22 protein-coding genes and 3 pseudogenes are annotated in these 22,120 nt (G+C 60.1%); 10 read left to right on the forward strand and 15 right to left on the reverse strand.

From position 1 onward, the window contains the following. Positions 1-32: 32 nt before the first annotated feature. Together ACOYXE_RS11310 and ACOYXE_RS11315 are read right to left on the reverse strand one after the other, a co-directional pair. Positions 33-896, reverse strand: coding sequence for a methyl-accepting chemotaxis protein (locus tag ACOYXE_RS11310; RefSeq protein WP_405124224.1), 864 nt, complete (start codon positions 894-896; stop codon positions 33-35). Positions 897-938: 42 nt separating this feature from the next. Then, positions 939-1,646: pseudogene (locus ACOYXE_RS11315) on the reverse strand (MCP four helix bundle domain-containing protein); the annotation flags it as partial. Positions 1,647-1,891: 245 nt separating this feature from the next. Between ACOYXE_RS11315 and sodC the strand changes: the two are divergent. The 3 genes from sodC (at position 1,892) to ACOYXE_RS11330 (ending at position 3,369) form a co-directional block, all read left to right on the forward strand. Continuing rightward, positions 1,892-2,413: a superoxide dismutase family protein gene (gene sodC, locus ACOYXE_RS11320; RefSeq protein WP_160057300.1), complete on the forward strand. Its 522-nt coding sequence runs from the start codon at positions 1,892-1,894 to the stop codon at positions 2,411-2,413. Between the two features lie 159 nt (positions 2,414-2,572). After that, entirely contained in the window at positions 2,573-2,887 is a 315-nt protein-coding gene (locus ACOYXE_RS11325; protein WP_141129811.1) for a DUF2388 domain-containing protein, read from the forward strand. Positions 2,888-2,967: 80 nt separating this feature from the next. Then, positions 2,968-3,369, forward strand: coding sequence for a hypothetical protein (locus ACOYXE_RS11330; protein WP_460929221.1), 402 nt, complete (start codon positions 2,968-2,970; stop codon positions 3,367-3,369). Here the strand turns inward: ACOYXE_RS11330 and ligD are convergent, their stop codons facing one another. The 3 genes from ligD to ACOYXE_RS11345 are packed head-to-tail and all read right to left on the reverse strand — an operon-like array spanning position 3,370 to position 8,320. Beyond that, on the reverse strand, positions 3,370-5,961 hold the full coding sequence (ligD, locus tag ACOYXE_RS11335) for a DNA ligase D (RefSeq protein WP_460929222.1): 2,592 nt from the start codon (positions 5,959-5,961) through the stop codon (positions 3,370-3,372). 17 nt (positions 5,962-5,978) lie between these two features. Further along, the gene (locus ACOYXE_RS11340; protein ID WP_160057297.1) at positions 5,979-6,932 is read right to left on the reverse strand and encodes a methyltransferase; all 954 of its coding nucleotides are present in this window, start codon (positions 6,930-6,932) and stop codon (positions 5,979-5,981) included. A gap of 11 nt (positions 6,933-6,943) precedes the next feature. Continuing rightward, a complete protein-coding gene (locus tag ACOYXE_RS11345; protein ID WP_460929224.1) occupies positions 6,944-8,320 on the reverse strand; it encodes an iron-containing redox enzyme family protein in 1,377 nt (458 codons plus the stop codon). 312 nt (positions 8,321-8,632) lie between these two features. Here ACOYXE_RS11345 and ACOYXE_RS11350 point away from each other — a divergent pair. Then, positions 8,633-9,090, forward strand: a pseudogene (locus ACOYXE_RS11350) (REP-associated tyrosine transposase). Between the two features lie 8 nt (positions 9,091-9,098). On the opposite strand, the gene ACOYXE_RS11355 reads toward ACOYXE_RS11350, so the two are convergent. Beyond that, positions 9,099-9,860 carry a tellurite resistance TerB family protein gene (locus tag ACOYXE_RS11355; protein WP_460929226.1) on the reverse strand — a complete coding sequence of 254 codons (762 nt, stop codon included), beginning with the start codon at positions 9,858-9,860 and terminating at the stop codon, positions 9,099-9,101. A 259-nt stretch (positions 9,861-10,119) separates the two neighbouring features. Here ACOYXE_RS11355 and pcsA point away from each other — a divergent pair, with 259 nt between their 5' ends. Continuing rightward, positions 10,120-10,842: a phosphatidylcholine synthase gene (gene pcsA, locus ACOYXE_RS11360; RefSeq protein ID WP_105709010.1), complete on the forward strand. Its 723-nt coding sequence runs from the start codon at positions 10,120-10,122 to the stop codon at positions 10,840-10,842. Between the two features lie 124 nt (positions 10,843-10,966). Here the strand turns inward: pcsA and ACOYXE_RS11365 are convergent, their stop codons facing one another. Continuing rightward, positions 10,967-11,779 carry a class I SAM-dependent methyltransferase gene (locus tag ACOYXE_RS11365; protein ID WP_405124134.1) on the reverse strand — a complete coding sequence of 271 codons (813 nt, stop codon included), beginning with the start codon at positions 11,777-11,779 and terminating at the stop codon, positions 10,967-10,969. Between the two features lie 33 nt (positions 11,780-11,812). Continuing rightward, positions 11,813-12,085, reverse strand: a complete 273-nt coding sequence (locus ACOYXE_RS11370) for a DUF4242 domain-containing protein (RefSeq protein ID WP_405124135.1) — start codon at positions 12,083-12,085, stop codon at positions 11,813-11,815. Positions 12,086-12,310: 225 nt separating this feature from the next. On the opposite strand from ACOYXE_RS11370, the gene ACOYXE_RS11375 reads away from it, so the two are divergent. Further along, positions 12,311-12,772 (forward strand): GNAT family N-acetyltransferase, encoded by a 462-nt coding sequence (locus ACOYXE_RS11375; protein WP_405124136.1) that lies wholly within the window; start codon positions 12,311-12,313, stop codon positions 12,770-12,772. 17 nt (positions 12,773-12,789) lie between these two features. On the opposite strand, the gene ACOYXE_RS11380 is transcribed toward ACOYXE_RS11375, so the two are convergent. Genes ACOYXE_RS11380 through ACOYXE_RS11390 form a run of 3 tightly spaced genes read right to left on the reverse strand, consistent with a single transcriptional unit; the run spans position 12,790 to position 14,712 of the window. Next, a complete protein-coding gene (locus tag ACOYXE_RS11380; RefSeq protein ID WP_460929230.1) occupies positions 12,790-14,001 on the reverse strand; it encodes a cytochrome c biogenesis protein DipZ in 1,212 nt (403 codons plus the stop codon). A gap of 37 nt (positions 14,002-14,038) precedes the next feature. Further along, a complete protein-coding gene (locus tag ACOYXE_RS11385) occupies positions 14,039-14,419 on the reverse strand; it encodes a hypothetical protein (protein WP_160057289.1) in 381 nt (126 codons plus the stop codon). Between the two features lie 29 nt (positions 14,420-14,448). Continuing rightward, positions 14,449-14,712 carry a DUF2790 domain-containing protein gene (locus ACOYXE_RS11390; RefSeq protein ID WP_160057288.1) on the reverse strand — a complete coding sequence of 88 codons (264 nt, stop codon included), beginning with the start codon at positions 14,710-14,712 and terminating at the stop codon, positions 14,449-14,451. 298 nt (positions 14,713-15,010) lie between these two features. Between ACOYXE_RS11390 and ACOYXE_RS11395 the strand changes: the two genes are divergently transcribed. Then, the gene (locus ACOYXE_RS11395) at positions 15,011-15,751 is read left to right on the forward strand and encodes a response regulator (RefSeq protein ID WP_007919579.1); all 741 of its coding nucleotides are present in this window, start codon (positions 15,011-15,013) and stop codon (positions 15,749-15,751) included. After that, positions 15,748-17,055, forward strand: a complete 1,308-nt coding sequence (locus ACOYXE_RS11400) for a sensor histidine kinase (RefSeq protein WP_460929233.1) — start codon at positions 15,748-15,750, stop codon at positions 17,053-17,055. The genes ACOYXE_RS11395 and ACOYXE_RS11400 overlap by 4 nt, the downstream gene beginning before the upstream one ends. Before the next feature lie 66 nt (positions 17,056-17,121). Here ACOYXE_RS11400 and ACOYXE_RS11405 read toward each other — a convergent pair whose 3' ends face one another. Together ACOYXE_RS11405 and ACOYXE_RS11410 are read right to left on the reverse strand one after the other, a co-directional pair. Then, complete coding sequence (locus tag ACOYXE_RS11405; protein WP_460929235.1) at positions 17,122-17,874, reverse strand: HvfC family RiPP maturation protein; 753 nt, start codon at positions 17,872-17,874, stop codon at positions 17,122-17,124. After that, a complete protein-coding gene (locus ACOYXE_RS11410; protein WP_460929237.1) occupies positions 17,867-18,706 on the reverse strand; it encodes an HvfB family MNIO-type RiPP peptide maturase in 840 nt (279 codons plus the stop codon). Before ACOYXE_RS11410 ends, ACOYXE_RS11405 begins: the two co-directional genes overlap by 8 nt. Positions 18,707-19,113: 407 nt before the next feature. Between ACOYXE_RS11410 and ACOYXE_RS11415 the strand changes: the two are divergent. Together ACOYXE_RS11415 and ACOYXE_RS11420 are read left to right on the forward strand one after the other, a co-directional pair. Further along, a pseudogene (locus ACOYXE_RS11415) lies at positions 19,114-20,161 on the forward strand (class I SAM-dependent methyltransferase). 55 nt (positions 20,162-20,216) lie between these two features. Further along, entirely contained in the window at positions 20,217-21,059 is an 843-nt protein-coding gene (locus tag ACOYXE_RS11420; RefSeq protein ID WP_460929239.1) for an NAD-dependent protein deacetylase, read from the forward strand. Between the two features lie 349 nt (positions 21,060-21,408). Here ACOYXE_RS11420 and ACOYXE_RS11425 read toward each other — a convergent pair whose 3' ends face one another. Beyond that, complete coding sequence (locus ACOYXE_RS11425) at positions 21,409-21,771, reverse strand: Mor transcription activator family protein (protein ID WP_016987191.1); 363 nt, start codon at positions 21,769-21,771, stop codon at positions 21,409-21,411. A 31-nt stretch (positions 21,772-21,802) separates the two neighbouring features. Next, positions 21,803-22,120, reverse strand: a complete 318-nt coding sequence (locus tag ACOYXE_RS11430; RefSeq protein WP_258014261.1) for a hypothetical protein — start codon at positions 22,118-22,120, stop codon at positions 21,803-21,805.

Here is a 22,120-nt window from a genome sequence, read left to right on the forward strand (position 1 = left end):
GGCGGCAGCCCAGGCACTACACATCTTTCTGGTCACAACCGAAACCGATCCACCGACTGCGCCAACTGCCCCGCCAGACTCGACAACTCATCGGTGGTATTCGCCGTTTGCCCGATCACACGGCTATTGCCCTCGGACATCCCGGCAATCATTTCCACCTGATGGGCAATTTCGTTACTGGCCTGACTCTGCTCGCCAATCGTGCGGGTGATGTCGTTGACCAGTTGCGTCGTGCTCAACGTCGCCTCGAGGATTTCGCGGATGGCCCGCTCGACATCCGCCGTCACCGCCATGCCCTTGTCGACCTGCGCGACACCCGCCTCCATGCTGCTGACTGCCTCGCGGGTGCTGTGCTGAATGCGCGCGACCATCGCGGCGATTTCCTGGGTAGAAGCGCTGGTGCGTGCCGCCAGACTACGCACTTCATCCGCGACCACCGCAAACCCCCTTCCCTGCTCGCCGGCCCGGGCCGCTTCAATGGCGGCGTTGAGCGCCAGCAGGTTGGTCTGGTCGGCGATGCTCTTGATCACCTGAATGATGTTGAAGATGGCTTCGGATTCCTGATCCAGCGTGCGGATCACCTGTGCCGACTGTTGCGCCGAGCGCGCGATATCGTCCATGTCGCTGACCACTTGATGAATCACACCACCGCCCTCTTTCGCCAGGGTTTCGGCTTGATTGGCCATGCTCAGGGCGCGTTCGGCGTGGCGGGTGATTTCCTCGATGCTCGCGGTCATCTGGCTGGCGGCGGCGGCCATGGTGCCGGCAGCCACGCTTTGCTGCTGACTGCTGTCGGCAACCTGATGGCAGCCGTGGCTGAGCTGTTCGCTCATGCCACTGACGCCGTGAGCATTGCGCCGCACCACATCGATCATGTTGCGCAAGTCGCGCTGCATGGTCGCCAATGTACGAATCAAGACACTGGCTTCATCCTTGCCGGACGGTTCGGCAATCAGCTCGCTGAGGTTGCCGTGGGCGATGCTTTCGGCGATGCGACTGGCGGTCTTCAACGGCCCCATGATGCTCAAAATGACCCAGCGCCCCTGGATCAAGAGCAGCACAAGACTGGCGATCAACACCACGCCGAGCGCAACGTTGGCGCTACGGATCGCTGATTCGGTTGCTGCGCTGGTCTGCAGCGTATTGGACTCGATCGACTCGCTTAACGCAGCCATTTGCTCTTCAAGCTGACCAAACGCCGTGTTGAAGGTGCCCAGTTCCTGTTGAGCGGCATCAGGATTGTCCAAGGCCAACCCGACGATCCGTTCACCCGCGTTGATGTAGGTATCGAGGCTCGGTTTGATCTTTTCCAGGGCCGTGCGCAATGTCGGGTTGATCGGCAGTTTGAGGTTCTCCTCGAGCACTTCGCGAAAATGCCCGGCATGTTCGTTGATCGAATCGCGCACCTCGCTCGCCGTGCTGGTGCTTTTGCCTAGCCCGACCAGCATCGCCGAGTAGACATCGGCGCGCAGGGCGTCGTGCATCATGTCGGCTTCCATGTGGTTGCGCAGCGCGCTCATGCTGACCGCGTTATCGCTGACCGCTGAGGCCATCCGCTGGTTGCCGACGTAACTGACCAGACTCACGATCAACGCGGTCAGCAGACTTGTCACAATCAGCAACACTAAACGCAGTTTGATCGACACCGGATTTTCCTCTCTCGTTACGCCCGTAAGCGCTTGTCAGCCTTCAGTTAAGCCTATTTGCGCAGGTCTGCCGCGCCAGAGCGTGTCAGCAGGTGTCGGCATGCTGGCTAAAGGCAGCAAAACTTTCGGATTGCGCAGCAAGTCTCACTTTTCAACGCGCACGGCCAACGCCTTCATCGCCGGTTAATGCCGTCAGGCTATTGAGTCCGTCGCTCTGAACATTCGTACAGCAAAAGGAAACGCCTATGAAACGCGCATTGTGGTTGGGTTTGCTCGGCACCTTCGCCATTGGTACCGCACAGGCGGCGACGGAAAAAGTCGCCATCAATCTGGTCAGCGCCGACGGTGCGCCGCAGGCGATCGGCTCGGTCACCATCAGTGAAACCGCCTATGGCCTGCTATTCACCCCGGATCTGAAATCCCTGCCTGCCGGCATCCATGGTTTTCACGTGCATGAAAACGGCAGCTGCGAAGCCGGCATGAAGGATGGCGTGAAAGGCGCCGCACTCGCCGCAGGCGGACATTTCGACCCGCAGAAAACCGGCAAGCACCTCGGCCCGTACGCTGATGGTCATTTGGGCGACCTTCCAGCGGTCTACGTGACTGCCGACGGCATCGCCAACTACCCGGTTCTGGCGCCGCGCCTGAAAAAAATCTCCGAAATCAAAGGCCACGCGCTGATGATTCACGCTGGCGGCGACAACCACGCCGACATGCCCAAACCGCTGGGCGGTGGCGGTGATCGCATGGCCTGTGGAGTGATCTGACTCATTACAGAGTGAAAGACGGGCAACCCGCCATGGCGTTGCCCGCGCCTGTTTGCAATAACGCAGACTTTGTTGCGCCACGGAACTCCCGCCGCGCGCGCCCCTCTCACATTATGTAGTCCTTCCCTTTTTGCTTCGCGCTTGTGGAGGAACACCGTCATGCGCAAGTTAGTGCTCGTTTCTTCTTTACTCCTATGCCTGCCCGTTGGTTCCGCTCTGGCCAAAGTCGATGCCGGAGATGTTGCCACTTCGGCCGGTGTCTCCGCGTCGCTGTACTCGACCTTCAAGGATCACAAAATGGTGATTCCGGCCCGTGACGACTTGTCTGCATTTGTCGCCAGTGGCGGGGCCATTCGTGGGGTTTATCTTGAGTCGGTGCTGCAACAGGTTCGCCAGGACAATCCTGGCATCAATGCCAGCGATGAAGATCTGGCCAACGCGATTCTGGTGCATTACGAAGGCCTGAATCAGTAGCTGTCACGGATAAAGCAGCCGATGGATGGCCGCTGAAGGCGCATAGGCAAAACTGTCCGACGGCCTCTATGATGGAGGCCATGACGACTTCTGTGCCCTTGCGCTCACCCTGCCCGCCCGGCGCCTGCAATTGCGGGCGCGACCCGTTGCTGGAGATGCCCGATGCAGATTTGCGCATCCTGCGTTTGACCCGAGAGGAAGAAAAACGCCTGCTCGCTCGCCTCGAAATGCTCAAAGACCTGAATGATCTCAAGCATCTGCAACAGCGGATGTTCGAGCAACTGGGCATCCGCGTCGAAGTCGCCCCCGGATTCAACGAAGTCCGCACCATGCGCGGCATCGCCATTCAAATCGATGAGTTACCCGGCCTGTGCCGCAAGACCCGTGCAGCGATTCCGGCCGCCATCCGCCGCGGACTGGAAAACCACCCGGAAATTGCCTTCGAACTGCTCAACGCCCACGACTTGCTGCGCGACACCTGATCACTTTTTCAGACCCAAGCGTTTGCGCATCTCGGCCGTGATGCTCTGGCGGGTTTTCTTCATGTCGGCCCATGGCTCGTCGCCAACTTCCGCCAACCGCTCATGAATGTTGTGCACGTTCCACTGATTGCCGCCCTTGATCTCGGCGACCTCCTCGCGAAACAGCGGCACCGACACCGGCAAGCCTTCGCGGGTGCGCGCGGCGTAGGCGCAGATGGTGGTGGCGCCCAGACCGTTGCGCAGGTAATCGATAAAGATTCGCCCGACGCGGTTTTTCGGCCCGGACACCGCCGAAAACCGCTCCGGCAACAGCTTGGCAATATGACGGACGATGGCGTGGCTGAAGTCCTTGACCTCGTCCCAGCCAAGTTTGCGGGTCAGCGGCACCACTAGGTGGATGCCCTTGCCGCCGCTGGTTTTGAGAAACGCTTTGAGGCCCAGTTCATCAAGTACGGTCAATGTCAGTGCCGTCGCTTCGACCATGCTTTTCCATGGCAGTGCCGGATCCGGGTCGAGGTCGAGAACGAAGCGATCGGGCTTGTCCAGATCGACCGTGGTGGCGTTCCAGGTGTGCAGTTCGACGGTGCTCATCTGTACCGCGCCGATCAGCGCTTCGGCGTTGTTGATCAACATCACCGGCTGCCCGGTAACGTCCTTGTCCAGCGTGGTGATGCCGGGGATCGCCAGGCGTTCGGCGTTTTTCTGGAAGAACAGTTCGCCGGCGATGCCGTCCGGGGCACGCACCAGGGCCACCGGGCGATCCTTGAGCTGCGGCAGAATCCATTCGGCAACGCTGGCGTAATACTCGGCCAGTTGCATCTTGGTGGTGCCACTGACTGCGTCGATCACCCGATCCGGGTGTGTGATGCGCACCTTGCCGTTGGCTAGTCCAAGTTGAGACGGCGCGGTTTCGGTGTTGCTCGCCGGGGCCTTTTTCGGCGCTTTCTTCGCAGGCGTTTTCTTCTCTGCAGTCTTCACCGGTTTCGCTCGCTCCTCTGTGATGCCCTTGGCCGGTTTGTCATCGCGCAAGCCATGGAACACAGCGTGGCGCACCGAACCGTCCTTGGTCATTTCGGCGAATGCGACTTCTGCCAGCAGTTTCGGCTTGAGCCAGTGCACGCCTTTGACCTCGAAGCCGCTGGGTGGATTGACCACCGCCGCCTTCTTCACCTGCAAGGGTTTGAGTTGGGCCAGAATGCTTTTCAACGTTGATTCGTTGAAACCGGTGCCGACCTTACCGGCATAGCGCAATTCGCCGCTGTCGCGATCGTGCAGCCCCAACAGCAATGCGCCAAAGGCACTGCGCGAACCTTTCGGATCGGTGTAACCAACGATCACGAACTCCTGACGGTGTTTGCACTTGAGCTTGATCCAGTCGCCACTGCGCCGCGACACATACGGCGAGCCTAGGCGTTTGCCGATCAGGCCTTCCATCTGCATCTGGCAGGCACTGTTGAGCAGTGCATCCGGGGTTTCGTCGAAGGCTTCAGAGAAACGCAGCAACGGTTGTTCGTGGACGCCGAGCACCGTGGCCAGCGCAGCGCGCCGCTCTTCAACCGGCACTTCACGCAGGTCGACACCGTTGAGATACGGCAGATCGAACAGGTAGTAGAGGATGTTGCCGCTACGCCCTGCTTCAAAGGCATTTTGCAGGGCCTGAAAATCCGGGACGCCCTGATCGTTGGCGACGACCATTTCCCCGTCCAGCCACGCCGATTCCAATCCCAGCGCCGCCAGAGCTGCGGCCTGTTGCGGCAACTTGTGCGTCCAGTCGTGACCGTTGCGGGTAAACAACTGCACCTGATCATGATCAATGCGCGCCATGATCCGGTAGCCGTCGAATTTGATCTCGTAACTCCACTGCCCTTCGGGCGCACTGTCGACCAGCGTGGCCAGTTCTGGCTTGAGTTGCGTCGGCAGTTTGGCCTTGTGCGCGCCGGTGAGCTTGCCGCTCACGGGCTTGCGGGTTTTCGCCGCAGGTTTCTTCAGCGGTTTGCTTTGCTCGGCGGCCAGTTTGGGTTTGTCGACGATCGTGCGTTCGCTCAGGACACTGTCCGGTTCGGCCAGCAACACGTCGTAGTCATCCTGCGGCCGTGCAGCGCTGTCCTGATGCTTGATCAGAAACCATTGCTCTTTCTTGCCTGGCATGTGCGTGCGCACCAGGTTCCAGATACCGCCGAGCTTTTCGCCTTGCAATTCGAACTTGAGCTTGCCCTTTTCGTAGGCCTTGTGCGGGTCCTCCAGCGGAATCCATACGCCACGATCCCAGACAATCACATCCCCGGCGCCGTAATGCCCTTCGGGAATGCTGCCTTCGAACGTCGCGTAATCCAGCGGATGATCCTCGACATGCACCGCCAGACGTTTGACCTTGGGGTCGAGCGACGGCCCTTTCGGCACTGCCCAGCTCTTCAAGGCGCCGTCGAGTTCCAGGCGAAAGTCGTAATGCAGGTGCGAAGCATCGTGCTTCTGGATGCAGAACTGCAACGCGTGATCCGTAGCGGTTTTACGCCCCGAGCGCTTGACGGCGGCCGGTTCCGAGGTCGCCGAAAAATCGCGCATGCGGTTGTAGTCGTCGAGGTTCCTGTTCATCGTCCACCTGCCTTGTTTCAACCCATTCGGGTCACGGTCAGCGCCACCACTGCGATGCGGTCGACTCGTTGATAGCCGGGGTTGAGCAACTCTTCGCCGAAGACATCCGGATCGAGTTCGCGGTACGTCCAGCCGAAGCGCTTTTCGTCGAGTCGCGGTAGCACGGTGTCGAGAAACGGATCGCGACCATCGACCATCGCCACGCCCGTGTAGAGCAGCAGCGAGCCACCAGGTGCCAGCCGATTCAGTGCCTGCTCGACGATGCGCAGCGACAACCCTGCCCCAAGCGTGCCGCCACCATGGCGATAGGCGCGCTCGGCCGGATCGGCCATGTACGGCGGGTTGGCGACGATCAGGTCGAACTCGCCGTCGACGCCCTGCAACAGATCACTGGCGTGCGCTTCAACGTTGGCAACTTCCGCCAGCGCGGCATTGATAGCAGTCAGACGCAGCGCGGCAGGGTTGATGTCCAGCGCCAGCACCTGTGCCTCGCGACGGGCGCGGCCGATGAGAATCGCACCGACGCCAGCCCCACAGCCGATGTCCACCGCGCGATGGATCGGCGCGAAGTTTTGCTGCAGGTGAGTGTGGATCAGTTGCGCAAAACGATAGGTGTCAGGGCCGAAAAACACCGCATCAGCCGCCTCGGTGGGGAATGCCGAATGCACGAACAGCAAATCATCCAGGCTCGACCAGCGCACGCGACTCTTCAGGTGGCCTTCGTAATTATCAATGACCTGCGCGTCGTGCAGTTGCCGCTGCTCATCGGCCGACAACAACCCCGGCGCGAATGGCCGCGACCAGCCGAACACATCGCGCAAAGAGTCGGCCATCTGACCCTCGTCACGCTGGTTGACCCTTTGATGGGTCAACGGCGTCGGGGTGGTGAACCGATATCCATCTGCCAACAAGCGCCGGCCGAGGTGCAGCAGCACAAGATCGTTGGGGCAGAGTTGTTCTTCCTGATTCATCGGCAAGGTCCTTAAGGCAAGCGGGATTTGAGTTCGATAAAACGCTGGGTAGCGAGCAGTCCGGCCGGGTGTGCATGGCGGGCCGGGGCGAGCCAGGGGATCAGGATCGCCATCTGCGCCAGTTCGTCCTGACCTTGCAGCGCGGCGTTGAGCGCCTGTACGTCGGGATCCTGCTCAAGCCCTTCGATGGCCGCTGCGGTCTGACTGTGCCGTCGAGCGGGTTTGGTTTTATCCGAAGAGGTCCAGTCACCCGCAATCCAGTCGTGCACCAGTTGTTTCTCGTAGGCATTGAACACGCCAAACATCGCCGCACCGTCGCCCGCGATCAGCTGCCAAAAGCGGCTCGCCTGCGGGTCTTCGTGGCGTTTGATCCAGCCTTTGTTCTGCAATGCCTGCAGAAATCCGGGCAATTGCTCCGGTGCAGCCAGCCACTGATTGACGGTCTGCCCTTCGAAGCGGCAGTAATCGGAATGCATGTGCTGGGCGAACGGACACTTGCGTTCGAGCATCGCCAGCAGCTCCCGCTCAAGGTCGAAACCTTCGATGATCGCGCGACTGCCCTGCCCCAGATCGTTGAGTCGATAGCCCAGCGCTACCCGGCGCAGAAATTCGCCGCGATCGGCCTCCAGCGGCAGCAGATCGAGCGCCGCCTGCACAGCCTTTTGCGCATGGCCGGTGCTGGCGTTGTCGATGGTCACATGCAGGGTGAAATAGTAAGGATCGATGCCCAGTTCGCTGAGTTCGTAGCTGCTGATCAACAAGTGCAACGGCAGCTGTTCATAGCCGAGGTTGTAGCCGATCACTTCGGGCAAGTAATCAGTGCCACAGACACCTAGGGCTAGTTGTATCGCGCCTTGCAGGTAGCGTTCATCGTCGATGGCGTTGCCATCCTGCAAATCGTGCTCGGCGAGCAATTTCTGGTAAATCACCACGTGATTTTGCGCCGGATTGCCTTCGCCCAGTTCTTCCAGAAAGGTGCGCAGCAAGCCTTGGAAACGCGGGTCCTGCCAGCGCGGCAACAGGCCAAAAAGCCAGGCGCCGTCGACCAGTTTGGTCGGTGCCACCGCTCGCAGGAAATACAGCGCCTGCGCTTTGCCACGGAAGAATTGCCGAGGCCCGCCGGACTTGCGTTGTTGCAGATAGTCGGCGTATTGCCGGGCGACATCGGCGCAATGTTCGGCCACCCAGGCGTGCCACGTCGTCGGGTCTTCAGGAAGAGCATCGGTGAGGGGCGCGGCGTGTTGCAGTTGCTCCTGCAAAAACGCCTGCGCAAGCTCTTGGGGATTGTCATCGCGCAACAGCGCTTCATAGACCTGGCGGATATTCCCGGCGGCATTCATAAGATGCGGTTGGGCAGGCGCGGCCTGCAGGTTTGTCAGGACAGTCATGGCAAAATTCTCGGTCGGTTGGCAGGACGCTGTTCCACACGCCTCTACAGCAGCAGAGAGGCGGCGCCTGTGAAAAATTCAATCGACGTGAAAATTGCCCGGACGGACGGCCGTCAAATGCACTGAAACACCGTGTAGGAGCTGCCGAAGGCTCGAGCCGCGATCGGACGATCTTTTGATTGTGATTTTAAAAACAAGATCAAAAGATCGCAGCCTTCGGCAGCTCAGGGTTACATCGTGCAATGGGTTGAGTTCGCGTAACGGTGAGGGATGGCTAACGTTCAGGGACGATGTTTTTGGGAGGGCAAAGGAATGCCTGTTGCTGCAAAGGCGTGTGGATTACGCAAGGGACGCTATAGCGAGGATGGACGTATTTATCTGCTTACCGCCGCCGTTCACGAACGTCAGTCGGTGTTTTCGGATTGCGTTTGGGAAGACTGCTGGTAGAGCAAATGCGTGCAGCCAATGACGAGGGAATGGTTCAGTCGCTGGCGTGGGTGGTGATGCCGGATCATCTGCATTGGCTGATTGAATTGAAACAAGGTTCATTGGCAGCGCTCATGTGCCGCGTGAAATCGCGCAGTTGTCGTTCGATCAATCTCAAGCGCGGCAGTCAGGGACGGTTATGGCAACGCGGTTACTACGACCGCGCGTTGCGTCGCGATGAAGATCTTAAAGCGGCGGCCCGATATATCGTTATGAACCCGAAACGCGCCGGATTGGTTCGGCGTGTGGGGGACTACCCGTTATGGGATGCAATCTGGTTTTGATGTTGCTTTCAGGCCTGGCCCTTGGCTTGCTGCTCCAGATGCACCTGCAACTGCGGGTCGATATTCAACGCTGCTGCCAGCTCATCCAGATAACTGCGCTCGGCGTCCTGCTGGTCGTCCACCAGCATCACGCTGGCCAGGTACATTTCGGCGGCGACGGCTGGGTCACCGTTTGCCGATTGCGCTACTTCCTCAGGATCCAGCGGCTTGGCGACTTCGGCATTGAGCCATTGCTGCAACTGCGGATCGTCGGTGTGTTTGCCGATTTCGCTGCTGATCAGGTGTTTCTCGGATTCATCGATACGCCCGTCAGCCTTGGCTGCTGCGATCAACGCGCGCAATACCGCGTGGCTGTGTTCTTCAATCTCCGGGCCAGCCAGGAGGTTAGCCGTTTGCGGCGTTTGTTGCGGTGCCGAGCTGGCCTGGCTGCGTTGCCAGGCCTGATACGCCTGGAACGCCATCATTCCCAGCGATGCCAGCGCCGCATAATTGGTACCGCCGGAACGACTTTGCGTACCGCCCCCGCCGCCCAGCGCCCCACCCAACGCGCCGCCCAGACCACCACCGGCACCGCCGCCGAGCAAACCACCGAGCAAGCCACCCAAGCCGCCAAGTCCACCGGCAGATCCGCCGCCGCTGGCCGCGCCCGAGCCGCCACCGAGCAGCCCACCCAGCAACCCACCCAAACCACCGCCGGCAGACGCTGAAGATTGTTGTCCCGCCGGGGCCTGGCCTCGCAGCAGTTGTTCAAGCAAATCGCTGGTGTTCATGACGTCATCCTCAAACATTGGCAGTGACTGCGTCTGGCAACGATAGACCCCTTAAGCCATAGCGCCAGCACCGTTTGGCTGACACTCAATGCCTTGGCGGATTTCGCCCGCGTATTTTTTCGCCGGCCAGCTAAGATTGATCATTGGTGAACCTTATCCCGGCCAGACCGGTCGATAGCTGCAACCCCGACCCGGTTTGCCGGCGCCCTGTTACTCAAGGGTGATACCCGGCTTGCTTCACTTTCTGGAGAACGCCCCCGTGATATCGACCGTACACATCGCCAGGCTCAAAGCATGGGGCGCCCATGGTTTTACCGCGACTGGCGTGGTCACTGCTTTTCTGGCCACCCTCGCCCTGTTGGAGAACCAGCCGACCCACTGCCTGATGTGGCTGGGCGTAGCGCTGATTGTCGACGGCCTCGACGGCGCGCTGGCGCGCAAGGTCAACGTGCAGTCGGTGCTGCCGAGCTTCGATGGTTCGATCCTCGATCTGGTGATCGATTACCTGACCTATGTATTCATTCCGGCACTGTTTATCTATCGCTACATTCCGTTGCCCGACTACACCCTGCTGCTGACCGTGTCGCTGATTCTGGTGTCGTCGCTGTTCTGTTTCTGCAACGTCAACATGAAGAGCAAGGACAACTACTTTGTCGGGTTTCCGGCGGCGTGGAATGTGGTCGCGCTGTGCCTGTACATCATCGGCCCGGGGCCGTGGATCACTTTTCTGACGGTGATTGGCCTGGCGTTGCTGACGGTGACGCGGATGAAATTCCTCCACCCGTTCCGTGTGCGCCGGTTCATGCCGATCAACATTGCGGTGACGGCAATCTGGCTGCTGTGCAGTTTGTCGCTGGTGCTCAACCACCCGGTGATCAACCCGTTGGTAATGGGCTTGTGGTTGCTGATGTCGGCGTATTTTCTGGGGATCTGCATCTGGCGCACGGCGCTGGAGTGGTTTGAACGGCCGCAGGTGAAATAGGCTCCAGAGCCCAACACAAATCCATTGTAGGAGTGAGCCTGCTCGCGATCGCGGTCTGTCAGCTGAATATTTTTGACTGAAAGACCGCTATCGCGAGCAGGCTCACTCCTACAGGGATCTTCATTCAGCGTTTAGTGATCACCACCTCCAGATATTCACTCGGCACCACCAGCGACTCCTCCCCTGCCCGGTTCAAACGGTTGAGCAAATCCGCCAGATCACTTTCCAGCGCCTGCCCGCTCTCCGGCGGCAGTGCCGCGAAGGCCTTGTGCACCGGCCCGTACCAATGGCGGAAGATGTCGATGAAATGCGCGGCCGAGCGATAGCGGAAGTTGAACTCGCGCCGCGTCACACGCAGCAGAAAATCGCGGTCATCGAAATGTTTGTGCAGCCACGCATCGGAGCCCCAATTCGAGGGAGGTTGTGCGCCGGCAGGTGGTGGCAGATGCCGGCCGAGGTTTTTGAACATCTGGCCGACGAAACCTTCCGGCGTCCAGTTGGCCAGACCGATCCGCCCGCCACGGCGACAAACCCGCCCCAGTTCGGCAGCGGCCTTGTCCTGATCCGGTGCGAACATCACGCCAAAGGTCGACAGCACGGCGTCGTAGCTCTCGTCGGCGAACGGCAGCGCTTCGGCATCGGCCACCTGAAACGTCACGTCCAGATGCTCCGCGCGGGCACGATCCTGGCCGCGTTCCAGCAGCGCCGCGACGTAATCGGTCGAGGTGACCAGGCAACCGCGCCGCGCCGCCGCCAGCGTTGCATTGCCATTGCCGGCAGCGACATCCAGCACCTCCTCGTCGCAACGCAGGTCGCAGGCTTCGGCAAGGTTTTCGCCAACGATTTGCAACGTCGTGCCAATCACGGCGTAGTCGCCACTGGCCCAGGCGATTTTCTGGCGTTCTTTCAAGGCAGTCAGATCAATCGGGGTACTCATAAGCGTGAACTCCGCTGCGGGTGGGGTCGGTGATCATTCGGCCGTCGTCGGATCGATGACCGTCATCACCCGCGCCACACTGTTGGCAGGAAATCCTCCAAGCCTGGCGTGTTCGCGTACCTGCTCTTCGTCAGGTGCGATGTACACGCAATAGATCTTGTCAGCGGTAACGTAGCTCTGCAGCCACTGCACTTGCGGACCGAGTTCACGCAAGACATCACAGGACGTTTTCGACACGGCTTTGAGTTCTGCGTCCGACAGCTTCCCGGCCCCTGGAATCTCGCGTTCAATCACGAATTTCGGCATGGCAACCTCGCGTTCTTTTTATGTGGCAAGGCCGGCAGTGACCCTGCTCCTGCACTATCGCGCCGAGTTCGGCCGGCGTCCCTGCCAATCGTCTGGCAAGCCCGGAAAACCGAGGGTTTGCCGATGAGTGGTGGATATCTGTAAAGCGTCTGGAACACCTTGACGATTGCCAAGGTTCGGAGATTGGTTTCTGATGCGCTCTCGCTTCTGGAACGGACTCGACTGATGTCACTGAAACTCGATTGGCTCGCGCACCACATGCACTACAGCGACCGTTATGCTCAATGGATCCACGAACAATTCCCCTACGAATACGTCGATCACCCGCTGGCCGAATGGCAGCGTGAATTTGCCGAGGGCCAAAGCAATGGCGACTGGTCCTGCCTGATCGCCATGGACGGTGATCATCTGGTCGGCGGCGCCGCGCTGGCACGCGATGACCTCGCCCTGCGGCCCGATCTCGGACCTTGGCTGGCCTGCGTGTTCGTCAGCCCTGAAGCACGCGGGCAAGGTCTGGCGGAGCGTTTGATTGCAGGGATTTGCCGAGAGGCGAAAGACTGCGGCTTTGCACGCCTGTATCTGCACACGCAGAACAAGCAGGACTACTACGCCAAGCGCGGCTGGCAAGTCCTGGAGCGTTTTCGCGCCTGGGACAACGAACAATGGCTCATGGTGCGTGACCTCTGAACCATTGCCTTTGCTGATCAAGCGGCAGGCGCTTTCGCCTCTTGCAGCAATTGCTGGATCATCTGCTCCTGCGCTTCGTAGCGACCTTCGCCGAAGTGGCTGTAACGCACTTGCCCTTTGGCGTCGATCAGGTAATGCGCCGGCCAGTATTGATTGTCGAAGTTGCGCCAGATCGCATAGTTGTTATCGATGGCCACCGGGTAAGTAATGCCGAGTTTTTTCACCTGATCCCGGACGTTGTCGATGATCCGCTCGTAGCCGTATTCCGGGGTGTGGACACCGATCACCACGAGCCCGTCCTTTTCGTATTTCTTAGCCCAGTCCTTTACGTACGGCAAGGTGTGCTGGCAGTTGATGCAGTCGTAGGTCCAGAAGTCCACCAGCACCACTTTGCCGCGCAGTGACTCAGCGCTCAGCTCGGGCGAGTTCAGCCATTGCACTGCGCCGGCCAGCGACGGCATCGCGCCTGTGCCCTCCTCCATCGGCGAGTCCGCACGGACTTTGCTGACGAAGTAGTCGACCACTTTCGGCACGTTTTCCAGCACGCTTTTCTCGACGCTGGCCACGCCTTGGGAGGACGTGTTCGCCAGCAAGGTTTTATCGAAGCCAGTGGCAATTACCGCCGCCGTCGCGAGTACCGCAACACCGGCACCACGACGCAACCAGCCGGTGAACGGAATCGACGGTTTCAGGCGATTGACCAAGCCGCGTCCGGTGAAGATCAACGTACCCAGCGACAATGCACTGCCGGCGCCGTAGGCCAGCAGCAACAGGCTAGTCTGCGCGTTGGCGCCTTGCAGCATGGCCCCGGTGAGGATCACGCCGAGAATCGGTCCGGCGCACGGAGCCCAAAGCAGTCCGGTAGCCACGCCGAGCATGATCGAAGCCATCGGTCCGGCCTTTTTCCGCGTGTCCGGGTCGAGACGGTTGCCGAGCATCACGAACGGTCGCGTCAGCCAGTCACCGATGCGCGCCGAGATCAGTGACAGGGCGAACACGCTCATTACGATCAGGGCGACGTAACGTCCGCTGTTGCTGGCCTGGATCACCCACTCGCTGCTGACCACGGCCAGGCTGGAGATGAGCGCGAAGGTCAAGGCCATGCCGCCGAGGGTCAGCAGTATCGAAGCGCGGCTGCGTTGGGCGCCGGCAAACAGAAACGGCACCACCGGCAGAATGCAGGGGCTGAGCACGGTCAGCAGACCGCCGAGAAATGCGATGAGGTACATAGTGAGTCACCCTTGATCAATGAATGTGACGAGCCATTCAGACGCTCTGACTTTCCAGCCAATGGCTCTGCGGCGTACGGCTGGCGCCGTTCTCGGCAAACATCTGGCCCTGCGGCGTGCGGCTGGAGCCATCGGCGGCAACCATCTGGCCTTGTGGCGTGCGGCTGGAACCGTCTGCAGCAACCATCTGGCCTTGTGGTGTGCGGCTGGAACCGTCCGCGGCAAACATCTGGCCCTGTGGCGTGCGGCTGGAACCGTCCGCGGCAATCAAGCCGTCGCTGCCCTGCTTGGCCACCGGCGTCAGTTGGAAGCAGGCGCTGCTGTGGCAGCTATGCTGTTCAACCGCGGCGTTGGCATGGGCGGCGACGCCGGCGAGAGAGAAAGCGATGGCGGTCAAAAAACGCGATACGTTGTTCATGGCTGTTTCCTTCTATAAAGAGTGATGGCTTAGTTGTCGTTGTTGCAGCCGTCGGCGAATTTGCTGTAATCGAGTACGCGGGTCTGACCGGCCGAATCGAGGTAGGTCATGCGCGCCTCGACAATCCCGCAATTCACTGAATTGTCCTGTTTCAGCGAGATCACTTTCTGGATATCCAGGTGGGTGCCGTAGGTGTAGGTTTGCGCGGTGACATCGGCTTCGGCGCGGGCCGACAGCGTGCAGATGTTCAGGGCGGCAAACAGGCAGGCGGCAATTACGGATTTGTTATTCATGGCGTGTTCCTCAAGGCTTCAGTGGGGTTTGAGCCGAGGCGATCTGTGTGGGCCTCGATGGAGCCTATTTGAGGCTCGCGAGGTATCGCGTCTGTGTCAGGAACAGGCGCGTTTCAATCGCTGTGTATCCCTGCCATCGGGGGATACACAGCGATACAAAACCCTGTAAAAATCGCGTTTTTGCGTCTCCGTGTATCCGCCGACATGGCAGATACACTGCAATACAAAGGCAGGCAGGCGAGCCACTGAAGGCTCTATAGACTGCACGGCATTCCCCTTCTGACTGAGGCTTGAACCGATGGATCATGTCGATCACATTCTCATCGTCGACGACGACCGCGAGATCCGTGAACTGGTAGGCAACTACCTGAAGAAAAACGGCCTGCGCACCACCGTGGTCGCCGATGGCCGGCAGATGCGCAGCTTTCTCGAAGCCAACACCGTCGACCTGATCGTGCTCGATATCATGATGCCCGGCGACGATGGCCTGCAGCTGTGCCGCGAACTGCGCGTGGGCAAACACAAGGCCACGCCAGTGTTGATGCTGACCGCACGCAACGATGAAACCGACCGCATCATCGGCCTGGAAATGGGCGCCGACGATTACCTGACCAAACCGTTCGCCGCCCGCGAATTGCTCGCGCGGATCAACGCCGTACTGCGCCGCACGCGCATGCTGCCGCCGAATCTGGTGGTCACCGAGGCCGGGCGCTTGCTGGCTTTCGGCCGTTGGCAATTGGACACCTCGGCCCGTCACTTGCTGGACAAGGACGGCACCATGGTCGCCCTCAGCGGTGCCGAGTATCGATTGCTGCGGGTCTTTCTCGATCACCCGCAACGGGTGCTCAGCCGCGATCAACTGCTCAATCTAACGCAGGGCCGTGACGCTGACCTGTTCGACCGCTCGATCGATTTGCTGGTCAGCCGTTTGCGCCAGCGTCTGCTCGATGATGCGCGCGAGCCGGCCTACATCAAGACCGTGCGCAGCGAGGGTTATGTGTTCTCGTTGCCGGTCGAAATTCTTGGTGCCCCGGCATGAGCGTCAATCTGCACTGGCCACGCACCCTCGCCTCGCGCCTGTCGCTGATTTTCCTGATTGGCTTGCTGCTCGCTCAGGCGCTGTCGTTCGGCGCGCAGTATTACGAGCGTTATCAAAGCGCGAAAAACACCATGCTCGGCAATCTCGAGACCGACGTGTCGACTTCGATTGCGATCCTTGATCGACTGCCTGCCGAAGAGCGCCCTGCCTGGCTCGAGCGTCTGGCGCGAAAAAATTACGGCTACTTGTTGAGCGAAGGCGAACCGGGCACGCCGATCGAGGTCGGAAATGTGCCGGTGGCCGTTACCTCGATCACCGAAGCCATCGGTGAACGCTATCCGCTGACCTTCACCGATATTCCCGGGCCGAAGAAACACTTTCAGGGCCATCTGCGCCTGAGCGACGGCAGTCCAGTGACCATCGACGTGCGCCCCGCCATGGTCCCGTTATCGCCCTGGTTGCCGGTGGTTTTGCTCGGCCAACTGGCGCTGATGATCGTCTGCACCTGGCTGGCGGTGCGTATTGCGGTTCGCCCGCTGACCCGTCTGGCCAACGCCGTGGAAACCCTTGACCCCAACGCCCACCCGATCAACCTCGACGAAAGCGGCCCGAACGAAGTGGTTTACGCGGCACGTGCATTCAACACGATGCAGGCGCGCATCGCCGCTTACCTCAAAGAGCGCATGCAACTACTGGCGGCGATTTCCCACGACCTGCAAACGCCGATCACGCGGATGAAACTGCGCGCCGAGCTTATGGACGATTGCGCTGAAAAAGACAAACTGTGGAATGACCTCAGCGAGATGGAACATCTGGTGCGCGAAGGCGTGGCGTATGCGCGCAGCATCCATGGCTCGACCGAAGAAAGTCGCCGCACCAACATGGATTCGTTCCTCGAAAGCCTGGTGTTCGACTATCAGGACATGGGCAAGCAGGTGCAACTGGTCGGCAAGAGTGCGGCGGTCATCGACACCCGTCCTCATGCGTTGCGCCGGGTGCTGGTGAACCTGACCGACAACGCACTGAAATTCGCCGGCGCCGCCGAAGTCTGGGTCGAAGCCAACAAAGGCAACCTGGCAATCACCGTCATGGACCGTGGCCCGGGCATCGCCGATGCCGAACTGGCGCAGGTGCTGCAACCGTTTTATCGCGTAGAAAATTCGCGCAATCGCGACACCGGCGGCACCGGACTGGGACTGGCCATCGCCCAGCAGCTGGCGATGGCGCTGGGTGGTTCGTTGACCTTGAGCAACCGCGAGGGTGGCGGATTGTGTGCGGAACTGAAACTCCCCCTGCACCCCTGAGAACAGCGAAAGTCCTTGTGGGAGCGAGCTTGCTCGCTCCCACAGTGTGCGGCGCAATATTAGTACTCAAGGTGCGAGACCGATCACTTGGTCCTCATGCATCTGGCGCAACAACACCAGGCCGTTATCCATGAACGAATTGCTGGCGGGCTGCCCGGCCTCCTGCGCCAGAGCTTGCAACTGCTCGCGCCCCGTCAACGACGCAAACTCAGTGATGCGCTGCAGCAAGCGCCAAGCCAGCGGACTCAGTTCGGAAAACTTCATACTCCAGTCTGCCGTACGCCGCACCAGCAACAGCGTCGGTTGCGCCGGGGGCGTGGCGGGTTGATGGTGCGGATCGAGTTCGTGCACCGGCCAGACATACGCCAACGGCCAGGCCAGTGCCGAGATCAGCAACGGGCGTTCCAGCAATAACGCCGGATCGGTCGGCAGCAGCGCTTGGGCATCAGATTGCTGCAAAACCATCTCAACCCATTCGTAATGTGCCAGCTCCAGCAAAAACGCCGGCCACTGACCTTCGCGCAACACCTGTGGTTGCGTGGCCAGGTAGTCGAGAAAGGTTCCGGCAATCTCGCCAAACTTCGGCGTCTGCGCCCGCCAGTCGCGCAAAAAGCCGCGCACCAGCAGACCCCAACGTTGCTCACCGACGATGCGGATCAACACCGGAAACGTGCCGCTCAACAGTTGCGATACGTTGTTGAACACCAGATCGCGATAGACATTGACCCGCGCCGCGTTCATCTCGGCCGGCGGCGATTGATGGTCGGGATCGCGCAAGTATCGGGTCAGTGCCTGTTGTTGCAGTATCAGGTTATCCACGATGGTCGCCCCCCGCCTGCAAGTGGCGAATGGTTTGCAACTCAGCGACCAGTTCGGAAAACGCCGGGAAGTTGAAGTCCCGCTCAAGCAGCGTTGGCTGCGCGCCAAACCGCCTGTAAGCCTCCGCCAGCAGAGACCACACGACCGGTTTGACTGAGGCACCATGGGTGTCGATTTTCAGCGTGTCGGACTCATCAAAATGCCCGGCCACATGCATGCTGACCACCCTGCTCGGCTCGATAGCGGCGAGAAACGCTTGCGGATCAAATCCGTGGTTGATCGCATTGACGTAGACATTGTTGACGTCCAGCAGCAGATCGCAATCGGCCTCGCGCAACACGGCGTTGGTGAAGCACACCTCGTCCATGTCCTGACGCGGTGCGGCGTAATAGGAGACATTTTCCACGGCCAGACGCCGGCCGAGAATGTCCTGAGCCTGACGGATCCGTGCGGCGACGTGGTGCACCGCGTCTTCGGTAAACGGCAATGGCAGCAAGTCATACAGATGCCCGTCATCGCTGCAATAACTCAGGTGTTCGCTGTACAGCGGCACGTTGTAATGGTCGAGAAACATCCGCACTTCCTGCAAGAACCCGACGTCCAGCGGCGCCGGTCCGCCAAGTGACAGCGACAAGCCGTGACAGGACAACGGGTAGCGTTCGGCCAGTTCACGCAACGCCGCGCCATGAGCGCCGCCAACGCCGATCCAGTTCTCCGGGGCGACTTCGAGAAAGTCGAAAGCGCCGGTGCGGGCCGCTTGCAGGTCTTTCAGCAGGCCACGGCGCAGGCCGAGGCCGACGCTCGGTTGCAGTGATGAGACAGGCGTTTGCATAGGGAGTACCTCAGCAGTGGGTTTTCTCCAGTTGAAGCGCTGGCTGTATCGCTGGTGTGTACAACTGAATAAACATTTGCAGCCCGATGTATCTCTCAACAACCGCGACACACAGTGATACACGCCAAAAAACCTGTGGGAGCGAGCCTGCTCGCGAAGACTGCTGAACAGTCGACAACGATGTTGACTGTACTGGCCTCTTCGCGAGCGGGCTCGCTCCCACAGGTTTTTTCAGTGTTTACAAATACAGCGGCAGTCGCGGACCGGGGCTAGACTCCTTTATTACCCAGTCGAGGGGGACGCAGGACGTCAGCCGTGCCCTGCCCAACTCCGTGACCACCGCCCGGTGGCGCACGCCTCGACCTTCGACGCCGCCGGACCGTGATCCTGTTTCAGGAGCACACATGATGGACGAGGCGAAGCTCAACCAATTCATGGCCAAACTGGTCAACGACATGGGCGGCGCGGCGATGCTGGCCAATGTCATCGTCGGCGAAGAGCTCGGCTTGTACCGGGCCATGGCCGACAGTCAGCCGGTCAGTGCCGATGCCCTCGCGGCAAAAACCACCTGCAACCCGCGTCTGGTGCGCGAATGGCTCAGCGCTCACGCGGCCTCCGGCTACATGGAACACCACGACGGCCAGTTTCGTTTACCGGAAGAACAGGCGCTGGCGTTGGCCGTCGAAGACTCGCCGGTTTACGTCGCCGGTGGCCTCGGCGTGGTGGCATCGTTTTTCCATGACAAAGACAAACTGGTCAAAGCCATGCGCGGCAATGGCGCCCTGCCCTGGGGCGATCACCATCCGTGCATGTTCACCGGCACCGAACGGTTCTTCCGGCCCGGCTACAAAGGTCACCTGATCGCCGAATGGCTGCCGGCGCTGGACGGTGTGGTGGCCAAGCTTGAAGAAGGCGCCAAAGTCGCCGACATCGGCTGCGGCCACGGCGCCTCGACGGTGATCATGGCCCAGGCATTCCCCAACTCGCGTTTCGTCGGCTACGACTATCACGCGCCGTCGATCACGGTCGCCACCCAGCGCGCCGAGGAAGGCGGAGTCAGCAGCCGGGCGAAGTTCTTCCAGGGCTCGGCGAAGAGCTACCCGGGCAATGACTACGACCTGATCTGCTATTTCGACTGCCTGCACGACATGGGCGACCCGGTCGGTGCAGCCCGCCACGCCTATGATTCACTGAAGGACGACGGCACGGTGTTGCTGGTCGAACCGTTCGCCAACGACACGCTGGACGACAACATCAACCCGGTAGGACGGCTGTTCTACGCGGCCTCGACATTTATCTGCACACCGAACTCGCTGTCGCAGGAAGTCGGCCTCGGACCTAGGTGCGCAAGCCGGGGAAATACGCTTGCGTAAAGTGTTTGTCGAGGCCGGGTTCAAGCACTTCCGCCGGGCCACGCAAACACCGTTCAACCTGATTCTGGAGGCGCGCAAGTAAGCCTCGCGGGTCGCGTGCTAACCTGCTGGCATCGTCCTTATCCGGAGCGCTGACCATGCTCGACAGCCCGACCCGCGAACACCTCGACACGCTCCAGCAAGTGATGGCGGACGGCGATTTCCTCGTATTGACCGGGGCCGGTATCAGCACGCCGTCGGGCATTCCGGATTACCGCGACAGCGACGGTGTACGCCGTGGGCGGCAACCGATGATGTATCAGGAGTTTCTGGCCGCCCCCGAATCACGCCGCCGCTACTGGGCGCGGGCCATGCTCGGCTGGCCAAGGGTACGTCAGGCGCAGCCGAATGCAGCGCACGAAGCGTTGGCCGGTTTGCAGCGCCATGGGCTGATCCACGACTTGATTACCCAGAACGTCGACACCCTGCACGATCAGGCTGGCAGTCACGATGTGATCGAACTGCACGGTAGCCTGCATCGCGTTGTGTGTCTGGACTGTGGCCAGCGCAGTGAGCGTGATTCGATTCAGCAATTGATGGAACGACAAAATCCGTATCTGGCCGGGGTCGATGCGGTGCAGGCACCGGATGGCGACACCCTGCTCGACCCGGCGTTCGAGGCGCGTTTTCAGGTACCGCACTGTCCGCATTGCTTTGGCGAGCGGATGAAACCGGACGTGGTGTTTTTCGGCGAAAACGTCGCGCAGCCCACGGCGGCTCGAGCGATGGCGGCAGCGGAAAATGCGGCGGGGATGTTGGTGGTGGGGTCGTCGTTGATGGCGTATTCGGCGTTTCGTTTGTGCCGGGTGATTGCCGATCGCGGCAAACCGTTGATTGCGATCAATCTGGGCAAGACACGGGCGGATGACTTGCTCGATTTGAAGATTGAAGCGTCGTGTGAACAGCTTCTACCCCTGTTGGTCAGGGAGCTGGATCGGTGAGTTGCTGCACTCTGCGCTCGACTCAGGACCCAGGCCCCTCACCCTAGCCCTCTCCCAAGGGAGAGGGAACTGACCGAGTTGTAGTCAAGCGATACATCGACCTGAAAATTTCGAGTCGAACCCATTTTCTGAAATACCCCCGATCAGCTCCCTTCCCCCTCGCCCCCTTGGGGGAGAGGGTTGGGGTGAGGGGGTAGATCTCACAGTCGCCCCAGATCTTCAGCTGTTAACGCGTGACCTAAATCATACCCAAAACGCGCGATAAACCCGACCCATTCCGGTCCACCCCGACCCAAACCGGGACACCCCCTGCAATTCCATTGCACCCAGCGCAACGAAAAACGCCCCGTCAGTCATCAACCGACGGGGCGAACATATCCACCTGACGACGCGCCACCTCATCCTTGCGCACCGCCTTCACAATCTTATAAATCCACTGCAGCGACACCGCATACTTCCTCGCCAGATCACTATGATTCGTCCCATTGAACTCCTCAAAAATCTGCCGATCCCGCCGACTAAGCTTCCCCGCCAGCCCCATCGGAAAATAGACATTCTGCCCACCCCAATGCGCCGCCATCCGATCAGCCACCTCTTTAGCCACATGCCGAGCCGCCTCATCCTCCATCGACACCAACTCAACCAACGAAGCCGCCACATGCTCCGTCAAATCAACCAACAACTCCGGCCCCTTACTGCGCAAGCCACTCATCCCAGCACCGCCGCACCCAAGAGGCCAACAATCATTGCACTTGCCCCCTAGCCAACGTCAGCCAAACCACATCCACCCCGCGAACCGTCACCGAACTACAAGTGAACTGCCCCGCAGACGAATAGCGAATCCCACTCAAACAATCCCCGAACCGCACCACAAACAAATCAGCACAGTCCTCATCAATCACCACCTTATTCTCTAATAGCACCTGCTCCTTGATCCCAATGCCGGCCCCACGCAACTCCCGCACCAACTCATTAAAAGCCGAAAGCATGACCGGAAACCCCTCAGCCAAAATACTCAGCGGCACACGCCTCAAGCGGCTGGTCAGATTCAAAGTCTCCAA

This window comes from Pseudomonas sp. MC6 (assembly GCF_054790575.1).